The sequence below is a fragment of the Pseudoxanthomonas sp. SGT-18 genome, assembly GCF_003931645.1.
GTDB lineage: Bacteria > Pseudomonadota > Gammaproteobacteria > Xanthomonadales > Xanthomonadaceae > Pseudoxanthomonas.
In genome coordinates this window covers 304,290-318,647 of sequence record NZ_RRYJ01000002.1, presented here as the reverse complement: position 1 = coordinate 318,647, position 14,358 = coordinate 304,290, and the positions used below count along the sequence as shown (strand labels likewise).

Below are 14,358 nucleotides of genomic sequence, written 5' to 3'. Positions count from 1 at the left end.
GCCGGGCGGATGGCTCAGCGCCCGGCCAGGGCGCGGGCCTGCTCCAGTTCGACCTTGAGGGTCTCGGCCAGCTCGGCGCGCGGCACGTCGAACTGCTGCTCGCGCACCAGGTCCTTGACCGCGACCACGCCGCGCGCCAGTTCGTCCGGGCCGGCCAGCACCACGAAGCGGATGCCGGCGCGCGAGGCGTACTGGAACTGCTTGCCGATCTTGCGCGGCTCCATCTGCACCTCGGTGTTGATGCCGCCCAGGCGCAGGTGGCGGGCGATGTCCAGGGCGTCGGCCAGCTGGTTCTCGTCCATCAGCGCGACCATGGCCTGCACGCTGCTCTCGGCGATGCCCTCGATCAGCCCGGCCTCGCGCAGCTGCCAGAACAGGCGGGTCAGGCCGATGGAGATGCCCACGCCCGGCAGCTTCGACTTGGTGTAGTGGCTGGCCAGGTCCTCGTAGCGGCCGCCGGAGCAGATCGAGCCGATGCCCGGGTGCTCGACCAGCTGGGTCTCGTAGACGGTACCGGTGTAGTAGTCCAGGCCCCGGGCGATGGAGAAATTCAGGCAGTACGCCGACTCCGGCACGCCCATCGCGCGCACCAGCTCCAGCACCTCGCGCAGTTCGGCGGCGCCGGCGCGCAGCACCTCGCTGGCGCCCTCGCCGGCCTCGGCCAGCACCGCTTCGATCTTCGCCAGTGCGTCGGCGTGCGAGTCCGAACGCACCTCGACGAACGCCAGGATCCGGTCCACGGCCGCGGCCGGCAGGCCGAAGTCCGGGCCGGTCAGGGTCTGGCGCACGTACTCGGGGCCGCGCTTGTCCAGCTTGTCGACCTCGCGCAGGACCAGCGCCTGCTGCTGCGGGTCGGCCACGCCCTGGGCCTCGAAGAAGCCGCGCATCAGCTTGCGGTTGTTGAGCTGCACGCGGAACGCGCCGATCCCCAGCTCGGAAAACACGGCGTGGATCACCGCCAGCACCTCGGCGTCGTAGCGGATGCTCAGCGTGTCCTTGCCGATGACGTCGATGTCGCACTGGTAGAACTCGCGGAAGCGCCCGCGCTGGGCGCGTTCGCCGCGGTACACGCGCTGCATCTGGTAGCGGCGGAACGGGAAGCTCAGCTCGTGCTCGTGCTCGGCCACGTAGCGCGCCAGCGGCACGGTCAGGTCGAAGCGCAGCGCCATCTCCGGCAGCCCGGCCGCCGCGCCCTCGGCCGCGGCGTTGGCCAGCGCGCCGGTGGACTGGACGAAATACACCTGCCGCTCGGTCTCGCCACCGGACTTGGTGAGCAGCACGTCGGACAGTTCGAACACCGGCGTCTCCACCGGCAGGAAGCCGAAGCGTTCATAGTTGCGGCGGATGACGTCGAGCATGCGCTGGAAGGCGATCTGCTCGCGCGGCAGCAGCTCCATGACGCCGGCCGGGGTACGGGGCCTGATCAAGCGGAAAAACTCCTGTGCCAGGGCACGGACGGGATTTGCGATTCTACCGTGTCGGCGGTGCCTGCTGGCGGCGCGTGGATCGCCCCGGCGGGGTACAATGGCGCGCACCCTGTCCTGCGTGCCCGTAATGGCCTGGCCTCCGTTTGATAGCCCCTGCCTCACCCCGCCTCCCGACGAGGCAGGACCGCTGGGCCCCTGCGCGCACTGCCAGGTGCGCCACCTCGCCGTGTGCTCGGTCCTCACCCACGAGGAGATGCACGCGCTGGACGCGGAGGCCAGCAGCCAGCTGCTGGGCCCTGGCGCGGTGCTGGCCCGGCAGGGCGATCCGCGCCGGCACGTGTTCACCGTGGTCCGCGGCGCGCTGCGCATGGTGCGGCTGGCCGCCGACGGCCGCCGCCAGGTGGCCGGCTTCGCCCTGCCGGGCGATTTCGTCGGCCTCAGCGGTTCGCCGACCTACCGCCACGACGTGGAGGCGCTGGGCGAGACCGAGCTGTGCCGCTTCGGCATCGACGCGATGCGGCGCCTGGGCGAGCGCTATCCGCAGCTGCGCGAGAAGCTGTTCGAGCGCGCCTGCGTGGAGCTGGACTCGGCCCGCGACCAGATGATGGCCCTGGCGCGCATGAACCCGATCGAGCGCATGGCCGACTTCCTGCTCAAGCTGGCCGCGCGCGAGGCGCGCGCCGGCAACCCCGGCCCGATGGTAGCGCTGCCGATGCCGCGCGCCGACATCGCCGACCACCTGGGCCTGACCGTGGAAACGGTCAGCCGCTGCCTTACCACCCTGCGCGGCAAGGGCCTGATCGCGGTGCCGGAGACCTACCGCATCGAGATCCTGGATTTCGCCGGGCTCGAGTCCCTGCGCGCGGCCTGATCCGGCGCCGCGCAACCCGCGCTACACCTCCTGCAAGCGCCCCTGCTCCAGCCGCAGCCGCCGCCACGGCAGCGCGGCCGGCACCGGCGCGTGCGAGACCAGCAGCAGGCTGCGCCGCCCCAGCGCCCGCTCCAGGTCCAGCAGCAGGGCTTCGGCGGCGTCCACGTCCAGGCCTTCCAGCGGTTCGTCCAGCAGCAGCAGCGGCCCGGGCCTGAGCAGGGCGCGGGCCAGCGCCAGCCGCCGCGCCTCGCCGCCGGACAACAGCGCCCCACCCTCGCCGGCCTCGCAGTCCAGCCCGCCGGCGGCGCGCACCCGTGCGTCCAGGCGCAGGGCTTCGAGCGCGCGCCACATCGCCGCCTCGCCGGCCTGCGGATCGCCCATCCGCAGGTTGGCGCGCACGCTGCCGGCGAACACCGGCGCGTCCTGCGGCGCCCAGGCCAGGCGCGCATGCCAGTCGGCCTGGTGGAACCGGCGCAGGTCGATCCCGGCCCAGGCGATACGCCCGGCCTGCGGCTCGAGCACGCGCAATACCAGGGCCAGTAGGGTGCTCTTGCCGCTGCCGCTGTCGCCGGCCACCACCACCCGCTCCCCGGGGCGCAGGCGCAGGTCCAGCCCGTCCAGCAGGGCGCGCCCGTCCGGATGGGCGAAACACACCTCTTCCAGGTGCAGCGCGCCGCGCTCCGGCACTGGCACCGGCCGCGGCGGATCGCCCACCGGCGGCGGCTGCGCGACCAGCGCGTGCAGGCGGCGCGCCGAGGCCTGCCCGGCCAGCAACGCCTGCCAGGCCAGGCCGGCACCGGCCCAGGTTTCCAGCAGGGCCAGGGTGGCGAAGCCCAGGGCGGCCGCCTCGACCGCCCCGATCCGCCCCGCGTGCGCGGCCTGCAGCGACAGCGCGAGCATCGCCAGCAAGGTGGCCGCGCCAACCAGCGACATGCCCATTGCGGCGGCGGAAACGCGACGCTGGCGCTGGCGTCCGGCCCGTGCCAGGCGCGCGGCCGCCGCGTCCACCCGCGCCGCCCAGGCCCGGGTGGCGCCCATCGCAGCCAGGTCCGCGGCCCCCTCGATGCCCTCGTGCACCCGCACCCGCAGGCGCTCCTGCAGGCGCACGTCGCGCGCCTCGCGGCGCAACCCGTCCCAGGCCACCGGCAGGGCCGAAGCCGGCCCCAGCAGCAGCATCGCCGCGGCCAGCACCAGGCCGGCTTCCGGCAGGGTCCAGGCCGCCCAGGCGACCGCCGCCAGGCCGAGGCCGAGCATTGCCAGCAGCGGCCCCAGCGCGCGTACCAGCCGCCCTTCCACCTGCGCGATGTCGTCCAGCAACCGCGCCATCAGCGCGCCGGTACGCATCCGTCCCAGCCGCGCAGGGGCCAGCGGCAGGGCGCGGCGGAAGAACCAGCTGCGCAGGTCGCGCGCCAGGCGCAGCATGGCGTCGTGGCCGAGCAGCTTCTCGAAGTACCGCGAGGCGATGCGGGCGAAGGTCAGCGCGCGGATCCCGGCCGAGGGCGAGAAGAAGTTGAAGCCGCTGGCGGCCCCCGCGGCCAGCGCGCAGGCGGTGATGAAGCCGCCGGCCAGGCCCAGCAGCGCGGTGCCGGCCAGCATGGTCGCCAGCAGCACGGCGACCACCGCGGCCATGCGCGCCCGCCGCCCCGGTGGGAACGGCTGCAGCGGGTCCTCGTGCCGGCTCATGGCGCCACCCCCAGCGCCGGGCGGATGCGCCCGGACGGCAGATCCAGCACGCGCCCGGCCCAGCGCATCACCCGCGGGCTGTGGGTGGCCACCAGCACCGCGCAGCCGGGCGCATGGCACGCCAGCGCTTCCAGCAGGGCCGCTTCGGTGCCCGGATCGAGGAACGCGGTCGGTTCGTCCAGCAACAGCAGTTGCGGCCGCCGCAGCAGCGCCCGCGCCAGGGCCACGCGCCGCGCCTCGCCGCCGGACAGGCCGTAGCCGCGCTCGCCGACCGGCGTGTCCAGCCCGCGCGGCAACTGCCGGGCAAAGCGCAGCACCTGGGCAGCCTCGGCCGCGGCGTGCAGGTCGCCCGCATCCTGCGCAGCGGCCAGGCGCAGGTTGCCGGCCAGGCTGTCCTGGAACAGCCAGGGTCGCTGCCCGGCATGGCCGCAACGCACGCCCCCGGCGATCGCGATGCGGCCCTCCAGCGGCGCGACCCAGCCGGCGATGGCCTCCAGCAGCAGGCTCTTGCCGCAGCCGCTGGGCCCGGCGAGGGCCAGCCGTTCGCCGGGCCGCAGCTCGAATTCCAGACCCTCGAACAGCGGCCTGGCCCCGGGCTCGGGTGCCAGGGCCAACGCATGCACCCGCAACAGCGGCGCTGGCCGGGCGCCGGTCGCTGGAGGCTCCGGCGCCGGTTCCGGCGCGTGCGCAGGGGCGGCCACGCCCGGCAACCGGCCAAGCACGTCCTCCACTTCCGCCGCCGCGGCCAGGGCGGCGGCGCGATCGTGGTAATGCGTGCCCAGCCGGCGCATCGGGGCGAAGAAATCCGGCGCCAGCAGCAGGCAGAACAGGCCGGTGCGCAGGTCCGGGGCCAGCTCCAGCGGCAACATGCCCAGGTAGCCGAGGCCGAAATACAGCGCCACCATCGCCACGCTCAGCGAGGCGAAGAATTCCAGCACCGCCGAGGACAGGAAGACGATGCGCAGCACGCGCATGCTGCGCTCGCGCAGGCCCTCCGCCGCGGCGGCGATTCCGGCCAGTTCCGCCTCGCCGCGGCCGTACAGCCGGATCAGGCCCAGCCCGCGCAGGCGGTCGGCGAAATGCCCGCCCATCCGTGCCAGCTCGGCCAGCTGCGCGCGGCTGGCGGATTCGGCGCCCCACCCGACCAGCGCCATCGAGACCGGCAGCAGCGGCGCGGCGAACAGCAGCAGCAGGCCCGGCACGAGGTCGGCGGCGGCCACCGCCAGCAGCAGGACCGGCGGCACCCACGCGACCTCGGCGCGTGCCAGGCGGTACCCGGCGTGGTAGTCGCCGGCCGCCTCGGCATGCGACAGCACCAGTTCGGCCAGCGCCCCGCTGCGCTGGCGGCGCAACCAGCGCGGGCCGCGCGCATGCAGCGCCGCCCATGCGCGCCGGCGCAGTTCTTGGCGCACGCCTTCGGCCAGGTCGCCGGCGGCAATGCCGGCGCGCCAGGCCAGCACCGCGCGCGTAGCCAGGCAGCCCCCCAGCAGCAGGAACAGCGGCAGCGTCCCGTCCAGGCCCCGGCCCCGCGCCAGCACCGCATCCAGCAGCACGGCGATCGCCCAGGCCTGCGGCAACAGCAGCCAGCCGCCGGCCACGGTGCAGGCCACCGCCAGCCGCCGCGCGCCGCGAGCGGCGTCGCCCAGTCCGTCCAGCCAGCGCTCGCGCCGGACGCGGGCGTCCTGGTCGTCGGTTGCGGCTGGATCGGCGGTCACGGCCAACGGCGGTCCCTCGCTCCCGGAATTCCGGCAGTCTAGGGCCGATGGCGTGACCGCAAACGCAAAGAGCGGGCCGTAGCCCGCTCCTTGCGCGTATCCGGCGATGTGGCGGCGCTTACTGCGCCACGCCCTCGCCTTCCTCGACGGCCTTGATCGACAGGCGGATGCGGCCCTGCTTGTCGACTTCCAGCACCTTGACCTTGACCACGTCGCCTTCCTTGAGCTTGTCGGAGACCTTCTCCACGCGCTCGCTGGAGATCTGCGAGACGTGCACCAGGCCGTCCTTGCCCGGCAGGATGGTCACGAACGCGCCGAAGTCCATGATCTTGGCGACCTTGCCCTCGTAGATCCGGCCCGGCTCCACGTCCGAGGTGATCTGCTCGATGCGGGCCTTGGCGGCCTGGGCGGCGGCGGCGTTGACCGAGGCGATGACGATGGTGCCGTCGTCCTGGATGTCGATCTGGGTGCCGGTCTCCTTGGTGATGCCCTGGATGGTGGCGCCCCCCTTGCCGATCACCTCGCGGATCTTGTCCGGGTGGATCTTGATGGTCAGCAGGCGCGGCGCGAACTCCGACAGCTCGGCGCGCGGCGCGGTGATGGCCTTGGCCATCTCGCCGAGGATGTGCAGGCGGCCGGCCTTGGCCTGCTCCAGGGCCTGCTTCATGATCTCCTCGGTGATGCCCTCGATCTTGATGTCCATCTGCAGGGCGGACACGCCGTCGGCGGTGCCGGCGACCTTGAAGTCCATGTCGCCCAGGTGGTCCTCGTCGCCGAGGATGTCCGACAGCACCACGAAGCGGTCGCCTTCCTTCACCAGGCCCATGGCGATGCCCGCCACCGGGGCCTTCACCGGCACGCCGGCGTCCATCAGCGCCAGCGAGCTGCCGCAGACCGAGGCCATGGACGAGGAACCGTTGGACTCGGTGATCTCCGAGACCACGCGCACGGTGTACGGGAACTCCTCGAGGGTCGGCATCACCGCCAGCACGCCGCGCTTGGCCAGGCGGCCGTGGCCGATCTCGCGGCGCTTGGGCGCGCCGAAGCGGCCGCACTCGCCCACCGAGTACGGCGGGAAGTTGTAGTGGAACAGGAAGTTCTCGCGGTACTCGCCGCTGACGGCGTCGATGATCTGGCCGTCGCGGGCGGTGCCCAGGGTGGTGACCACGATGGCCTGGGTCTCGCCGCGGGTGAACATGGCCGAGCCGTGGGTACGCGGCAGCACGCCGGTCTTCACGGTGATCGGGCGCACGGTGTCCAGGGCGCGGCCGTCGATGCGGACCTTGGTCTCCAGGACCGCGTCGCGCATGGTGCGGTACTCCAGCTCGCCGAACTCCTTGGCCACCTCGGCCGGGTCCCAGCCCTCGGCCGCCACGCGCTCGGCCAGCTGCTCGCTGACATCCTTCTTGATCGCGGCGATGGCGTCGCGGCGCTCCAGCTTGTCGCGGATCTTGAAGGCCTCGGCCAGGCGGTTGCCGACGGCCTGCTTCAGCGCGGCGACCAGCGCCTCGTTCTTCGCCGGCGGCACCCAGTCGCTGGGCTTGACGCCGGCCTCGGCGACCAGCTCGTTGATCGCGTTGATGACCTTCTGCATCTCGCGGTGGCCGAAGGTGACCGCGCCGAGCATCACTTCCTCGCTCAGCAGCTGGGCCTCGGACTCGACCATCAGCACGGCGTTGGCGGTGCCGGCGACGACCAGCTCCAGCTTGGACTCGGCCAGCTCGGAGGTGGTCGGGTTGAGGATGTACTGGCCGTCCTTGTAGCCGACCTTGGCGGCGCCGATCGGGCCCTTGAACGGGGTGCCGGCCAGCGACAGCGCCGCGGAGGCGCCGATCAGGGCCGGGATGTCGCCGTCGATCTCCGGGTTCAGCGACATCACCGTGGCGATGATCTGGACCTCGTTCTTGTATTCCTCGGGGAACAGCGGGCGGATCGGGCGGTCGATCAGGCGCGAAACCAGCGTTTCCTTCTCGGTCGGACGGCCTTCGCGCTTGAAGAAGCCGCCGGGGATGCGGCCGCCGGCGTAGAACTTCTCCTGGTAGTCAACGGTGAGCGGGAAGAAGTCCTGGCCTTCACGCGCGCTCTTGGCGGCGACGGCGGTGACCAGCAGTACGGTGTCGTCCATCTTGACGATGACGGCGCCACTGGCCTGGCGGGCGACCTCGCCCGTTTCCAGGGTCACGGTGTGTTTGCCGTACTGGAAGGTTTTGGTGATTTTTGCCACGTCGGTTCCTTGGGGAATCTGCTTGCGATTGACCGGTGACGGCCCTTGCCGGCAACGGGTGGCCGGAGAAGCCCGGCCGCTTGCGGGTGTTGCGCCCCGGTGGTCCCGGGGACGGGCGCCCGCGGTGCTTTGCCGGCGCCCAAATGCAAACCGCGGCGCATCTCTGCGCCGCGGCGGGAAGGTACGTCAGCGACGCAGGCCGAGCTTCTCGATCAGGGCCTTGTAGCGCTCGTTGTCCTTGCGCTTGAGGTAGTCGAGCAGGCTGCGGCGGCGGTTGACCAGCTGCAGCAGGCCACGGCGGCTGTGGTGGTCCTTCTTGTGGATCTTGAAGTGCTCGGTCAGCTGCTCGATGCGGGCGGTCAGCAGGGCGACCTGGACTTCCGGGGAGCCGGTGTCGTTGGCGCCGCGCGCGTTGTCGGCGATGATCTTCTGGGTGTCGATGGACATGGTTTCTCTCTTGGATGCGAGGCTGGCAGGAACGCGCTGGTGCGCACCGCCTGGCCCGCCGCTTGCTTGAAGGCCGCCCTTGGAACCGGCGGGAATGATTGCCTGGGAAAAAAGGCGCGCGAATTGTAACCCCCCGCCGGGGGCCGAACAAGGCAAAACCGGTGCCGCCGGGCGGCCGCCTCAGGCCCCGGCGGTGTTCCTGAACAGCCGTTGCGGCGCCAGCAGCCCGCCCGGCTCCACCCGTCCCAGCCCCAGCGCCTTGCCGTCGGGGCCATGGACCGCCACCGGGTCGGCCGCGGCCCAGGGCCCGCGCAGGCGCTGGCCCTGGCCCAGGCGCGCGGCCTGGGCGGCATCCAGGTCGACCCGCGGGAAGCCCGCCAGGCCCGCCTCCAGCGGCAGCAGGCAGGCCTCGAGCGCGGCTTCGCCGCCCTCCTCCGCGAGCTGCTGCAGCTGCTCCAGGGTGAACATGGCCGGCGCGGTGAAGGGCTCCACCCACAGCCGGCGCAGGCTGGCGATGTGCGCGCCGCAGCCCAGGACCTCGCCCAGGTCGCGGGCCAGGCTGCGGATGTAGGTGCCCGTGCCGCAGGTCACGCGCAGGCGCAGGAAGGCCGGCTGCATCTCCAGCAGCTCGATGGCGTGGACCTGCACCTGGCGCACCGGGGCCTCGATCACCTCGCCGCGGCGGGCGCGGGCGTACAGCGGCTCGCCGCCCTGCTTGAGCGCCGAGTACACCGGGGCGCGCTGCTGCAGGGTGCCGACGAAGCCGGCCAGCGCGCCCACGACCGCGGCATGGTCCAGCCCGGGGACCGGCCGCTGGCGCAGCACCTGGCCGTCGGCATCGTCGGTGTCGGTGGTGGTGCCGAGCACGATCCCGGCCTCGTAGGCCTTGTCCGAGCCCAGCAGCAGGCCGGCCAGCTTGGTGGCCTCGCCGAAGCACAGCGGCAGCAGGCCGGTGGCCAGCGGGTCGAGGCTGCCGGTATGGCCGCCCTTCTCGGCACGGAACAGGCGGCGGGCCGCCTGCAGGGCGGCGTTGGAACTCATCCCCGCGGGCTTGTCCAGCAGCAGGATGCCGTCGAGCGGACGGAACTTGGTCTTGGTGCGGGTCATCGGGCAACGTCCTGGCGGCCGGGTGGCCGGCCCGGGAGGCCGGCGCCGGCCGGGACGGCGTGGAACCTTACTCTTCGGCCGGGGCCGGCGGGTTTTCCTTCAGCAGGATCTCGATGCGCTCGCCGCGGTCGACCGAATCGTCGTAATGGAAGTGCAGCTCCGGCACGTGGCGCAGCTTGACCCGGCGGGCCAGTTCCATGCGCAGCTCGCGCGCCATCTCCTTGAGCGCCTTGACCGCCTCGGCCGAACGGTCCGGCAGCAGCGCGGTGACGAACACCTTGGCATGGGCCAGGTCGCGGGTGACTTCCACGTCGGACACGCTCACCGACGGCAGCCCGTGCTCGCGCACGGCCTCGTGCACCAGGGTGCCCAGTTCGCGGCGCAGCTGCGCCGAGACGCGGTCGGTTCGATGGAAGGATTTGGTCGGCATCTGCGGACTCCTTGCCGGGCGCGGCGCCCGGTCTTGCCTGCGGGCCGGCGGCCCGCCACTGCAGGCCGCCAGGTGGCGGCCCGGAAACGGCGGGACGGCCGCGAGGGCCGTCCCGTCGTCGCGGGCGCCGGCACGGCCTCCATGGCCGCCGGCGCCGCGCAGGTCACAGCGTGCGCTGGACCTCGATGCGCTCGAAGCACTCGATCTGGTCGCCCGGCTTGACGTCGTTGTACTCCTTCACGCCGATGCCGCACTCGGTGCCGCTGCGCACCTCGTCCACGTTCTCCTTGAAGCGGCGCAGCGATTCCAGCTCGCCCTCGAAGATGACCGTGTTGTCGCGCAGCACGCGGATCGGCTTGTTCCGCTTGACCACGCCCTCCACGACCATGCAGCCGGCGACCGCGCCGAACTTGGAGCTGCGGAAGACCTCGCGCACCTCGGCGATGCCGATGATCTCCTCGCGGATCTCCACGCCCAGCAGGCCCGAAGCCACCTGCTTCACCTGGTCGATCACGTCGTAGATGATCGAGAAGTAGCGCAGGTCCACGCCGTTGGCCTCGATGATCTTGCGGGCCGAGGCGTCGGCGCGGACGTTGAAGCCGATCACGGTGGCCTTGGTGGTCACGGCGATGTTGGCGTCGGACTCGGTGATGCCGCCCACGCCGGAGCTGATCACGTTGATCCGGATCTCGTCGTTGGACAGCGCGGTGAGCGACTGCTTGAGCGCCTCCACCGAGCCCTGGACATCGGCCTTGACCAGCAGGTTGAGGACCTGCTGGCCCTCGCCCTTGCCCATCTGCGCCATGATGTCTTCCATGCGGTTGCCCGCGGCCTGGACCAGGCGCGATTCGCGGCGCTTGGCGTCGCGCTGCTGCGCCACGTCCTTGGCCAGGCGCTCGTCCTTGACCACCACGAAGTCGTCGCCGGCGTCCGGCACGCCGGACAGGCCCAGGACCTGCACCGGGATCGACGGGCCGGCCGAGTTCGGCTGGCCGCCGGTCTCGTCGAACAGGGCGCGGACGCGGCCGTAGTGCACGCCGCACACCAGGTAGTCGCCCTTCTTCAGCTGGCCCTGCTGGACCAGCACGGTGGCGACCGGGCCGCGGCCCTTGTCCAGCGCCGACTCGATGACCACGCCGCTGGCGTTGCCGTCCGGCACCGCCTTCAGCTCCAGCAGTTCGGCCTGCAGCGAGATGGCGTCGAGCAGGTCGTCCACGCCCATGCCGGTCTTGGCCGACAGCTCCACCATCTGGGTGTCGCCACCGAAGTCCTCGGCCACGACCTGCTCGTTGAGCAGTTCGTTCTTGACCCGCATCGGGTCGGCCGTGGACTTGTCGATCTTGTTGATCGCCACGATCAGCGGCACGCCGGCCGCCTTCGCGTGCTGGATCGCCTCCTTGGTCTGCGGCATGACGCCGTCGTCGGCCGCGACCACCAGGACCACGATGTCGGTGATCTTGGCGCCGCGCGCGCGCATCGAGGTGAATGCGGCGTGGCCCGGGGTATCCAGGAAGCTGATCACGCCCTTGGGCGTTTCGACGTGGTAGGCGCCGATGTGCTGGGTGATGCCGCCGGCCTCGCCCGAGGCGACCTTGGTGCGGCGGATGTAGTCCAGCAGCGAGGTCTTGCCGTGGTCGACGTGGCCCATGATGGTGACCACCGGCGGACGCGGCGCCGGCTCGCCCTGGGCGCGCTCGACCTGCGCCAGCAGCTCGGTCTCGGCGTCGTCGGTCTCGGCGCGCACGGCCTTGTGGCCCAGCTCTTCGGTGACCAGCACCGCGGTGTCATGGTCGATGGACTGGTTGATGGTGGCCATCACGCCCATCTTGAACAGCGCCTTGACCACGTCGCCGCCCTTCATGGCCAGCTTCTGCGCCAGGTCGGCCACGGTGATCGAGTCGCCGATGGCGACCTCGCGCACCACCGGCGCGGTCGGGCGTTCGAAGCCGCCCACGCCGCCGCCGTTGCCGCCGCCGCGGCTGTCCTGGCGGCGCTGCGGTTTGCCGCCGCGCCCGCCCGGGCGGGCGGTGGAACGGCGTGCGCGGTCGGCGGCCGACAGGTGCAGCTGGCCGGCGAAGCGCGCCGGGGTGTCGTCGTCGTCGGCGATGGCGTGCCCGCCGCGGCCCTTGTGCTTGGGCGCGGCACGGCTGTCCTCGGCCGCGCGCGGCGCCGGGCGCGCCGGACGGGCCGGCGCCGGCTCGGCCGGCTCCGGCTCGGGCGCGGCCTCGCGCTCCTGCTGCCGGGCCGCCTCCTCGGCTGCCTTGCGCTCCTCTTCCTGGCGCTTGCGCTCGGCCTCTTCCTCCTGGCGCTTGCGCTCGGCTTCCTCGGCGCGCTGGCGGTCCAGCTCGGCCAGGCGCTGCTGCTCGGCGAGGTTGCGCTGGCGGGATTCCTCCAGCTTGCGCAGCACCTCGGCGCGCTCGTCGTCCACCGGCGCCTCGGGGGGAGCCGCCTCGGTGGCCTTGATGTAGGTGCGCTTCTGGCGGACCTCGACGGCGACGGTGGTCTTGCTGCGGCCGCCGCCGACGGTCAGTTCCTGCACCTTGCGCCGGGCCAGGGTGATCTTCTTCGGCGCAGCGATCTCTTCGGCCGGAGCCGCCGAGCCCTTGCCGTGGGTACGGCGCAGGAAGCCGAGCAGCTTGATCTTCTCGGCACTGGTCACGACCTGGTCGGGACCGCTGAACTTCATGCCGGCCTCGGCCAGCTGCTCCAGCAGCTTCTCGACCGGGGTGTTGACCAGCTCGGCGAGCTTGCGAATGGTGGTTTGCTGCGACATTCGGATCCTATGCTCTGTTTGGCGCCCCCTCGCCAGAAAGAGCAAGGGAAACGCGGATTCTAAGCCCTGGCGGGTGCAGGGCGGTGTTCATCGCCGGCTCATGCGCCATGCTCCGGGTGCCTGGCGGGGGCGCCGGTGGGGCGTCCCGGCCGTGCCAGCGACATGCTCATGCGCCACGCTCCAGGCGGGCGATCTCCTCGGCGCGGGCCGCCAGGATCAACGCCGCGGCGCGCTCCTCGTCCAGGCCCTCGATGCCGAACTCGACCACCTCGTCGGCGGCCAGGTCGGACAGGTCCTCGGCGGTGCGCACGCCATGGGCGGCCAGGGCGAAGGCGGTGTCCTCGTCCATGCCCTCCAGCGCCAGCAGGTCCTCGGCCGGGGCGTCCCCGGCCTCCTGCTCCTCCACCGCCAGGGCTTCGTTGAGCAGGGCGTCGCGGGCGCGGGCGCGCAGTTCCTCGACGATGTCCTCGTCGAAGCCCTCCACCGCCAGCAGCTCGCCGACCGGGACGTAGGCGATCTCCTCGACCGTGCTGAAGCCCTCGGCCACCAGGATGCCGGCGATCTCCTCGTCGACCTCCAGCTTGTCCATGAACAGCTGGCGGGCCACGGCCTGCTCGGCCTCGCTCTTGGCCTGCACCTGCTCGGCGGTCATCACGTTGAGCTGCCAGCCGGTGAGGCGGCTGGCCAGGCGCACGTTCTGGCCACCCTTGCCGATGGCCTGGGCCAGGCGGTCCTCGGCCACGGCCAGGTCCATCGAGTGCTTCTCTTCGTCGACGATGATCGACTGCACCTCGGCCGGCGCCATCGCGTTGATGACGAAGTTGGCCGGGTTCTCGTTCCACAGCACGATGTCCACGCGCTCGCCGTTGAGCTCGTTGGACACGGCCTGCACGCGCGAGCCGCGCATGCCGATGCACGCGCCGATCGGATCGGTGCGGTTGTCGTGGGCGATCACCGCGATCTTGGCGCGGTCGCCCGGGTCGCGGGCGCAGGCCTTGATCTCGACCAGGCCCTGGCCGACTTCCGGCACCTCGAGCTTGAACAGCTCGATCATGAACTCCGGCGCGGCGCGGCTGATGAACAGCTGCGGGCCGCGGGGCTCGCTGCGGACCTCGTACAGGTAGCCGCGGACGCGGTCGCCGGCGCGCAGCACGTCGCGCGGGATGCCCTTGTCCTTCGGGATGAAGCCCTCGGCGTTGCCGCCCAGGTCGACGTAGACGTTGCCGCGCTCCACGCGCTTGACCACGCCGGTCACCAGCTCGCCGACGCGGTCCTTCCAGGCGTCCACGACCTGCTGGCGCTCGGCCTCGCGCACGCGCTGCACGATCACCTGCTTGGCGGCCTGCGCGGCGATGCGGCCGAACTCGGGGTTCTCGATCTGCTCCTCGATGTAGTCGCCGACCTCGACGCCGTCGGCCTCGTCGACCGCGTCCATCAGGCGGATCTGCCGGTCCGGCGACTCCATCACCACGTCGTCGGCCACCACTTCCCAGCGGCGGAAGGTCTCGTAGCTGCCGTCCTTGCGGTCGATCGAAACGCGGGTCAGCACGTCCTGGTCGACGTAGCGCTTCTTGGCGGCCGAAGCCAGGGCCGCCTCGAGCGCCTCGAAGATCACTTCGCGCGGCACGCCCTTTTCGTTGGCGACCGCGTCAACTACCAGCAGAAGTTCCTTGCTCATCTG

General features: G+C 72.2%; 10 protein-coding genes. 1 reads left to right on the top strand and 9 read right to left on the bottom strand.

The annotated features are described in order from the left end of the window. Positions 1-14: 14 nt before the first annotated feature. Entirely contained in the window at positions 15-1,427 is a 1,413-nt protein-coding gene (gene hisS, locus EIM47_RS04505) for a histidine--tRNA ligase (protein WP_125076252.1), read from the bottom strand. Between the two features lie 211 nt (positions 1,428-1,638). Here hisS and EIM47_RS04500 point away from each other — a divergent pair, with 211 nt between their 5' ends. Then, on the top strand, positions 1,639-2,298 hold the full coding sequence (locus EIM47_RS04500) for a helix-turn-helix domain-containing protein (RefSeq protein WP_019399705.1): 660 nt from the start codon (positions 1,639-1,641) through the stop codon (positions 2,296-2,298). Positions 2,299-2,319: 21 nt separating this feature from the next. On the opposite strand, the gene cydC is transcribed toward EIM47_RS04500, so the two are convergent. From cydC to nusA, 8 genes are all read right to left on the bottom strand, one after another. Further along, positions 2,320-3,981 (bottom strand): thiol reductant ABC exporter subunit CydC, encoded by a 1,662-nt coding sequence (gene cydC, locus EIM47_RS04495; RefSeq protein WP_125076251.1) that lies wholly within the window; start codon positions 3,979-3,981, stop codon positions 2,320-2,322. Further along, positions 3,978-5,702 carry a thiol reductant ABC exporter subunit CydD gene (gene cydD, locus EIM47_RS04490; RefSeq protein ID WP_125076250.1) on the bottom strand — a complete coding sequence of 575 codons (1,725 nt, stop codon included), beginning with the start codon at positions 5,700-5,702 and terminating at the stop codon, positions 3,978-3,980. Before cydD ends, cydC begins: the two co-directional genes overlap by 4 nt. Positions 5,703-5,814: 112 nt before the next feature. Next, entirely contained in the window at positions 5,815-7,920 is a 2,106-nt protein-coding gene (gene pnp / locus EIM47_RS04485) for a polyribonucleotide nucleotidyltransferase (RefSeq protein WP_019399702.1), read from the bottom strand. Positions 7,921-8,106: 186 nt separating this feature from the next. Beyond that, the gene (rpsO, locus tag EIM47_RS04480) at positions 8,107-8,367 is read right to left on the bottom strand and encodes a 30S ribosomal protein S15 (protein WP_019399701.1); all 261 of its coding nucleotides are present in this window, start codon (positions 8,365-8,367) and stop codon (positions 8,107-8,109) included. Positions 8,368-8,547: 180 nt separating this feature from the next. Beyond that, a complete protein-coding gene (gene truB, locus EIM47_RS04475) occupies positions 8,548-9,474 on the bottom strand; it encodes a tRNA pseudouridine(55) synthase TruB (RefSeq protein WP_019399700.1) in 927 nt (308 codons plus the stop codon). 67 nt (positions 9,475-9,541) lie between these two features. Next, positions 9,542-9,904, bottom strand: coding sequence for a 30S ribosome-binding factor RbfA (rbfA, locus tag EIM47_RS04470; RefSeq protein WP_125076249.1), 363 nt, complete (start codon positions 9,902-9,904; stop codon positions 9,542-9,544). Positions 9,905-10,067: 163 nt separating this feature from the next. Further along, a complete protein-coding gene (gene infB, locus EIM47_RS04465; protein WP_125076248.1) occupies positions 10,068-12,677 on the bottom strand; it encodes a translation initiation factor IF-2 in 2,610 nt (869 codons plus the stop codon). A 166-nt stretch (positions 12,678-12,843) separates the two neighbouring features. Further along, complete coding sequence (nusA, locus tag EIM47_RS04460; RefSeq protein ID WP_019398054.1) at positions 12,844-14,355, bottom strand: transcription termination factor NusA; 1,512 nt, start codon at positions 14,353-14,355, stop codon at positions 12,844-12,846. Positions 14,356-14,358 lie beyond the last annotated feature (3 nt).

Excerpts from the sequence above, each read along its gene's own strand:
- cydC (WP_125076251.1), bottom strand. The coding sequence starts at position 3,981 with ATGAGCCGGCACGAGGACCCGCTGCAGCCGTTCCCACCGGGGCGGCGG.
- rpsO (WP_019399701.1), bottom strand. The coding sequence starts at position 8,367 with ATGTCCATCGACACCCAGAAGATCATCGCCGACAACGCGCGCGGCGCC.
- truB (WP_019399700.1), bottom strand. The coding sequence starts at position 9,474 with ATGACCCGCACCAAGACCAAGTTCCGTCCGCTCGACGGCATCCTGCTG.
- rbfA (WP_125076249.1), bottom strand. The coding sequence starts at position 9,904 with ATGCCGACCAAATCCTTCCATCGAACCGACCGCGTCTCGGCGCAGCTG.
- infB (WP_125076248.1), bottom strand. The coding sequence starts at position 12,677 with ATGTCGCAGCAAACCACCATTCGCAAGCTCGCCGAGCTGGTCAACACC.
- nusA (WP_019398054.1), bottom strand. The coding sequence starts at position 14,355 with ATGAGCAAGGAACTTCTGCTGGTAGTTGACGCGGTCGCCAACGAAAAG.